The 6,176-nt window shown below is 64.1% G+C and carries 7 protein-coding genes and 1 pseudogene; 7 read left to right on the top strand and 1 reads right to left on the bottom strand.

Features of this window, described 5'->3' with window-relative positions:
• Positions 1–72: 72 nt before the first annotated feature.
• A pseudogene (locus OKB81_RS18890) lies at positions 73–507 on the bottom strand (methyl-accepting chemotaxis protein); the annotation flags it as partial.
• Between the two features lie 256 nt (positions 508–763).
• Between OKB81_RS18890 and hinT the strand changes: the two are divergent.
• From hinT to OKB81_RS18855, 7 genes are all read left to right on the top strand, one after another.
• A complete protein-coding gene (gene hinT, locus OKB81_RS18885; protein WP_270805372.1) occupies positions 764–1,114 on the top strand; it encodes a purine nucleoside phosphoramidase in 351 nt (116 codons plus the stop codon).
• A complete protein-coding gene (locus OKB81_RS18880) occupies positions 1,114–2,535 on the top strand; it encodes a COG3014 family protein (protein WP_069785669.1) in 1,422 nt (473 codons plus the stop codon). The genes hinT and OKB81_RS18880 overlap by 1 nt, the downstream gene beginning before the upstream one ends.
• Before the next feature lie 68 nt (positions 2,536–2,603).
• Positions 2,604–3,002 (top strand): YcfL family protein, encoded by a 399-nt coding sequence (locus OKB81_RS18875; RefSeq protein ID WP_160839394.1) that lies wholly within the window; start codon positions 2,604–2,606, stop codon positions 3,000–3,002.
• Complete coding sequence (gene lpoB / locus OKB81_RS18870) at positions 3,002–3,598, top strand: penicillin-binding protein activator LpoB (RefSeq protein WP_010674346.1); 597 nt, start codon at positions 3,002–3,004, stop codon at positions 3,596–3,598. Before OKB81_RS18875 ends, lpoB begins: the two co-directional genes overlap by 1 nt.
• The gene (locus OKB81_RS18865; protein ID WP_160839391.1) at positions 3,588–4,451 is read left to right on the top strand and encodes a phosphotransferase; all 864 of its coding nucleotides are present in this window, start codon (positions 3,588–3,590) and stop codon (positions 4,449–4,451) included. Before lpoB ends, OKB81_RS18865 begins: the two co-directional genes overlap by 11 nt.
• A gap of 51 nt (positions 4,452–4,502) precedes the next feature.
• Positions 4,503–5,363, top strand: a complete 861-nt coding sequence (locus tag OKB81_RS18860) for a DUF6279 family lipoprotein (protein ID WP_160839389.1) — start codon at positions 4,503–4,505, stop codon at positions 5,361–5,363.
• Positions 5,364–5,469: 106 nt separating this feature from the next.
• Positions 5,470–5,937 (top strand): hypothetical protein, encoded by a 468-nt coding sequence (locus tag OKB81_RS18855; RefSeq protein WP_041212852.1) that lies wholly within the window; start codon positions 5,470–5,472, stop codon positions 5,935–5,937.
• Positions 5,938–6,176 lie beyond the last annotated feature (239 nt).

Here is a 6,176-nt window from a genome sequence, read left to right as displayed (position 1 = left end):
GAGCACATAAGATCATAGTCAGATCGTGAGGTCAAACCTGTTTACATGGTTAAAAAACATTCACGATCCCGCCCTGGTGAGCAGGGCCTCGTGTTCGCCGGGCAGGGTCTGGGTCAGTTGCAGGTAGTCATCCACCAGCTTGACGAGGGCAGTCATGTCCGCCTGCAACTGGGGATGAACCGCCACCTGCTGCTTGAGGCTGGCGACCATCTTGTCGACCTGGCCCTTGGCCTGTTGCAACTCGGCCACTTCCGCAGGCAGTTGCTTGAGATCCTGCTCGGTCAGCACGTCGGTGAGCCATTTGTTGGCGCTGAGCAGGCTTATCTGGGTCTGGCTGCTGGCGAGTACCAGCGGCATGGACTCCTGGGTCACCTGATCCAGGGCGCCGCTGAGTTCGCTCTGGCCGCGAAAGGTCAGTACCGCACTGGCGACCATGACGGCGACCAGGATGGCAAAGCCCAGATAGACTCTCTGTAGGATCGAGAGGTCTGACATTGTTTGTTTCATTATTGTCCCGCTGTCTGTGCAAAAGTCCCTTGCCTGAGTACCCCGTCCCTTTGATACCCTGCATGCCCCGAAGGGGATGCCGTTGTGGTTCGCGGGACGTCTCCTCGCTATCGGTATTCTTCACAATAACTGAAGCAATTGGGACAACGGCTGTGCCAAATGTCGGCTTGTGTCACACTTGGCGCGTTGCGGCGGCCTGTTTGGGAGCCGCTTGAGCTTTGTATTGAATTTTCTTTTTCCTATAAAGGAGTTACCCATGGCGCAAGAAACCATTTTCAGCAAAATCATCCGCAAGGAGATCCCCGCCGACATCCTTTATCAAGACGATCTGGTGACCGCGTTTCGCGACATCCAGCCCAAGGCCAAGACCCATATTCTGATCATTCCCAACGTGCTCATCCCCACCGTCAACGACGTGGAGCCGAATCACGAGCTGGCGCTGGGCCGGATGTTCACCGTGGCCCGCAAGCTCGCCAGCGACGCGGGCATCGCCGAGGACGGCTACCGCCTCATCATGAACTGCAACCGCCACGGCGGACAGGAGGTCTATCACATCCACCTGCACCTGGTCGGTGGCGAGCCCCTGGGACCCCTGCTGAGCCTGTGATGCGCCTCGTCCCGTCGACCGGCCTGCTGTTGGCCGGTCTGCTGCTGGGGGGCTGTGCTTCCCAGTGGAAAGACATGTTCGTCTCCTACTCGGATCAGATGGTGCCCCTGCGCAACCAGCTGCTACTGGGCCATGCCGCCGAGGCCCTACCCGAGGTGCGCGAATCGACCCCGGGGGACGACACCTTCGTGCTCGACCAGCTGGAGAAGGGGCGCATCGCCTGGCTGGCGGGTCAGGACGGCCCCAGCAAGCAGGCCTTTGCCGCCGCCGACAGCCGGCTTGCGTGGGAAGACAGTCAGGCCGAGTACCGCCTGAGCCAGGGACTGGCCCAGGCGGGCAGCCTGCTCACCAACGATCAGACCCTGGCTTACCAGGCGCCCGATTACGAGCGCACCATGCTGCACCACTATCTGGCGCTCAACTACTTGCAGCGCGGGGATGCCGACGGCGCCCTGGTAGAGGTGCGCCGTGCCAACCAGGTGCAGGAGCAGGCCCTTAAACGGCGGGCCGACGAGGTGCGCAAGGCCGCGCAGGAGGGGGAGCAGGAGGACGAAGCCGGGGAGATGCGCCAGCTGATGTCGCGCGGCGCCCCCGAGCTCGATCGCCTGATAGGCCAGGTGAAAAACGGTTTCCAGAACGCCTACACCTTCTATTTCTCCGGCGTGCTCTACGAGGCGGCCGGGGATCTCAACGACGCCTGGGTCGATTACCAGCGCGGCTATCAGATAGCGCCGGACAACCAGAGCCTGCAGGATGCCCTGCTGCGCCTGGCCCGGCTTCGCGGCTCTCCCGAGGAGCTCAAGGAGACCGAGCAACGGATGGGCCGCAAGGCGCCGCCTTTGGCCAAGGATCAGGGCCAGCTGGTGGTGCTGTTTGAAGATGGCCTCATCCCGGCGCGCCGTGAGCTCTTCCTGCCGCTGCCCATCTCCACCTCCAGCGGCGATTTTCGTACCTTTACCGTGGCGGTGCCCTATTACGACAATCGGGCCAGCGACGGCGCCCCGCTCACCCTGTCGGTGGGCAAGGGGGTGGCGCAGACCAGCGAGCTGGTGAGGCTGGAGGCGCTGGCGGCCAAGGATCTGCAGGAGCGGCTGCCTGGCATGCTGACCCGGCAGGCCCTGCGGCTGGTGGCCAAGGAGCAGGTGCGGCGCACCGCCGCCAAGGAGGGGGGGGATGTGGGTAACATCTTGGTGGGGATCTTCAACACCCTCTCGGAGCGGGCGGATACCCGCAGCTGGCTGACGCTGCCCGCCAAGGCCTCGAGCTGGCAGGGGATGGTCCCGGCCGGGAACGTCACCCTGACCCTGGGGGCGGGCAGCGCCATGCGCACCCTGCCACTCAGCGTCCACGCCGGGCGCACCACCCTGGTGTGGGTACAGCGCCTGGGGAGCGGGCTCACGACCCGGGTGATGCCCCTCTAGGGGGAACCGGATATGGCAACTCAGATGAATGACCGGTCAGGCCGACGGCCACCGGCAAGGAGAACAAGATGAAAGCACAAGAGTTGGCCCTGGGCCTGGTTCTGCTGCTGACGGGCTGTGCCACCAATACTTCCGGCGTGGCGCTCTATGGCGCGGCCGGTGCGGCGGCGGTGGCCGAGCAGCATCAAAACGTCAACGTCACCCTGACCGAACTCAGCCGGCGCCAGCAGAACGGCCTGTTGCAGGTCAACGTGGCGGCGGCCAGCACCCAGCGTGGTGACCACACGCTGCAATATCTCTTCTACTGGTATGACGACGCGGGGCAGGAGGTGGCCAGCGATGGCCGCGGCTGGACCCCCCTCAAGCTGCATGGCTACCAGACCCGCACCTTGTCCGCCCTGGCGCCGAGCCCGGCTGCACGGGGTTACCGGATTTACGTTCGCGAAGTGATGGAGGAATCCTACTGATGAAAATGAATCATGCCCTGCTGATCCTGACTGGAGCCCTGCTGCTGGGCGGCTGCTCCAGCACCACCGTCAGCTATGGCGATCCCACCGAGACCGAGACGGTGACCGTCGATTACGGCTCCTCCGACTTGCAGGCCATCGCCGACAAGATGGCGGATTCCATGCTGGCGTCCCCGGCCACCAGCGAGATCACCGCCGGGGGCCGCCCGGTGATGTTCATGGACTCCATCCGCAACAAGACCTCGGAGCACATCGACACCGAGGCCATCACCGACACTATCCGCACCAAGCTGCTGCGCTCGGGCAAGTTCCGCTTCGTGGACATGAGCAAGGTGGCGGCGGTCAAGCAGCAGCTCGAATACCAGCAGGGCAGCGGCATGGTGGATCCCGCCACCATGGTGCGGCTCGGCAAGCAGACCGGTGCCCGCTACATGGTCTATGGCAACCTCGCCAGCATCGTCAAGGACAACGGCAAGGTGAAGGACGTCTACTACCAGATGACCATGAACCTGATGGATGTGGAGAACGGCGAACTGCTGTGGGCCGATCAGAAAGAGATCCGCAAACAGGCCAAGAAGTCCACCTTTGGCTGGTGAGGACCCGCGGGGGCAGGGGGATCTGGCGGAGCTGGCGCTCCTCGCCAGCCTGCCAGCGCCCTGGGATCAGGGGCGCCTTGAGCCGCTTGGCCAGGGCCTGACCAACGGCAACTACCGGCTTTGCCTCCCCACTGGCGAGCAGGCCTTCCTGCGCCGCGGTCATCCGGATCCGGTGCGCCTTGGCATCGACCGGGCCACCGAGTGGCAGCTCTACCAGGGGGCGGTGGGGCAGGGGCTGGCGTTGCCCTGTCATCACGGCGATCCCGCCACCGGCCTGATGCTGCTGGCGTGGTGCGACGAACCCAACTGGGCCGAGCAGGCGCCGCCTCTCGCCGCGCAACCCCGCCTGATGGCGGAGGTGCTGGTACGGCTGCACCGCCTGCCGGTGCCGACCGTGGTGATGGCGGTGCGGGCCCACAGCGGCGGTTATCGGCAGCGTCTGGCCCATATCCCTCCCTGGCTGCCCGCGCTGGAGCGGGCCCTGCTCGCGAGCCGGGAGCCGGACGACTGCTGGCTCCCTTGCCATCACGATCTCAATCCGGCTAACTTGTTGGGGGCGCGGCCCTGGGTCATCGACTGGGAGTACGGCGCCGCCGGTCATCCTGGGTTCGAGGTCGCCAGCATCCAGCGCACCCACGGCTGGAGCGAAGAGCAGCGGTGCCAGTTGGAGAGCTGCTATCTTGAAGCCATGGACGGGGCACCGACGGGGCTGGGGCCCCTGGGATTCCAGGCCGATGCCTTCCTGCCCTGGGTCGATTACATCGGCCTGCTGTGGGCGCTGCTGATGGCCGAACAGCAACCCGGGCCCGAGTATCAGGCCCTGATCGATATCAACCGCCAGCGCTTGGAGTGATGCCAGGCAACGGCCCGCGCGACGCGTGTATTCAATGAATGGGAGGCATGCATGGTGACCACATTCTCATGGCGTCAACCGCGTAGCTGGAGCCTGCTGCTGCTCTGCCTGCTGCTGACGGGTTGCGCCACCCGGGTGATCTACTACTGGCTCGACTCGGCCATCGTCTGGCAACTGGACGACTACTTCTCCCTGGACCGCAGCCAGAAGAAGCTGCTGGACCAGGAGGTGAAGGGGCTGATGGCCTGGCACCGGCAGCATGAGCTGCCCATCTATGCCCGGGATCTCGACGCCCTGGCCAAGGCGGTGGCCAGCCCCATGAGCCCGGCCCAGGTGACCCTGCATCTGGACAGAACCCAGGCGAGCCTGACCCGTACCCTGGAGAACGCCATTCCCCGCACGGTGCGCCTCGCCAAGACCCTGACCGACGAGCAGGTGGCTCGCTTCATGGCCGATCGGGTGACGCGCCAGCAGGAGCGCCAGCACGATTTTGCCACCCAGTCGAAGGCCGAGATGATCAAGGGCTTTCGGGAGAAGATGAACGAGCGCCTGGTGTTCTGGATTGGCAAGGTGAAGCCGGCCCAGGAGCCCCTCATCACGCAGTGGGCCGAGTGGCAATACGAGATGATGGCCCCCTGGCTCGACTTTCAGGAGGCCTGGACCAAGGAGCTGGATCGGCTGATGAAACAGCGCCAGAGCCCGGATTTCGGCCAGGAGCTGACCCGCTTGCTCCAGCAGGGGGACGGCCTGATGGATGGCCGCTTCACCGGCTACACGGACCAGTCCCGCCAGCGCACCATCCAGTGGCTGAGCGATCTCAGCCACTCCATGGATCTCTCCCAGCGGGCCCACCTCTACACCCTGCTCAAGGACTATGCCGAGGACTTCGAGGGCATGACCCGCAACCGCTGAGGACGCGGTGAGACAACACAAGGGCGGCGGGCCCCGGGCCTGCCGCCCTTGTTCTTGTGGGGCAGGCTGTGGTAGCTTGCCCTTTCTATTGTGTGGGAATTAACTTTTGAACCTGACCGACAACGTGAAACTGGCGGCGATGACCCTGCTCATCACCCTCGCACTGTTGTTCTCTACCCTCTCGGTGGAGGGGGTCAAGGTACCCGCGTTCCAGCCCTCGGCCCAGCAGGCCCACTCGCTGGCGGAGGGGGCGGCACCTGCCGACGCAAGCCCGGCGGCCCACGGCGTCAGCGGCAGTGACGATGGCATCGTCAAGTTCGTCGGCTCCCACCAGAATCACCTGCTGCGCCTCGAGCACTCCCTGAGCCGCGATCATCAGCCCGGCAGCGTGGTCTACGAGCTGGTGATGAGCTGGTCCCAGCAGGCGATCCTGCTGCTGCTGTGTGGCCTGCTGTTCTATGCCGCCCTCTTCTACCCGGGGACGAGCTTTCGCGATCACTTCGCCGGCATTCACAGGCGCCGCCTGCAGCGCCGGCATCTGCAGTACCGCTTCGCCCAAAGCTTCCTCGCCTGACCCCGATGGGGTCAGCTTGCCACCTGTTGCCTCATCTTCTCTCTGTTGCTGTTCACTTTTAGTGAACGGCTAGGCTGTCTTGTTTCATTTTTTTGCACGGCGCGACCCCGGTGTCGCCCCTTGCCATTGCCTGACAGAGGCCGATTACATGAGAAAAAAGAGTCATACCAATCGGATTAAACATTAGGTCAGTTTTATCCAATCTCGGCTACAAAGTGACATCACCCGCTCCACATCGG

Origin of the sequence: Aeromonas sp. QDB56 (genome assembly GCF_027705505.1) — a bacterium.
Classification (GTDB): domain Bacteria; phylum Pseudomonadota; class Gammaproteobacteria; order Enterobacterales; family Aeromonadaceae; genus Aeromonas; species Aeromonas caviae.
This window is presented reverse-complemented; position numbering and strand designations above follow the sequence as displayed.

What these genes read in the sequence shown, in the direction of transcription:
- hinT (WP_270805372.1), top strand. Translation starts at nt 764, where the DNA reads ATGGCGCAAGAAACCATTTTCAGCAAAATCATCCGCAAGGAGATCCCC.
- OKB81_RS18880 (WP_069785669.1), top strand. Translation starts at nt 1,114, where the DNA reads ATGCGCCTCGTCCCGTCGACCGGCCTGCTGTTGGCCGGTCTGCTGCTG.
- OKB81_RS18875 (WP_160839394.1), top strand. Translation starts at nt 2,604, where the DNA reads ATGAAAGCACAAGAGTTGGCCCTGGGCCTGGTTCTGCTGCTGACGGGC.
- lpoB (WP_010674346.1), top strand. Translation starts at nt 3,002, where the DNA reads ATGAAAATGAATCATGCCCTGCTGATCCTGACTGGAGCCCTGCTGCTG.
- OKB81_RS18860 (WP_160839389.1), top strand. Translation starts at nt 4,503, where the DNA reads ATGGTGACCACATTCTCATGGCGTCAACCGCGTAGCTGGAGCCTGCTG.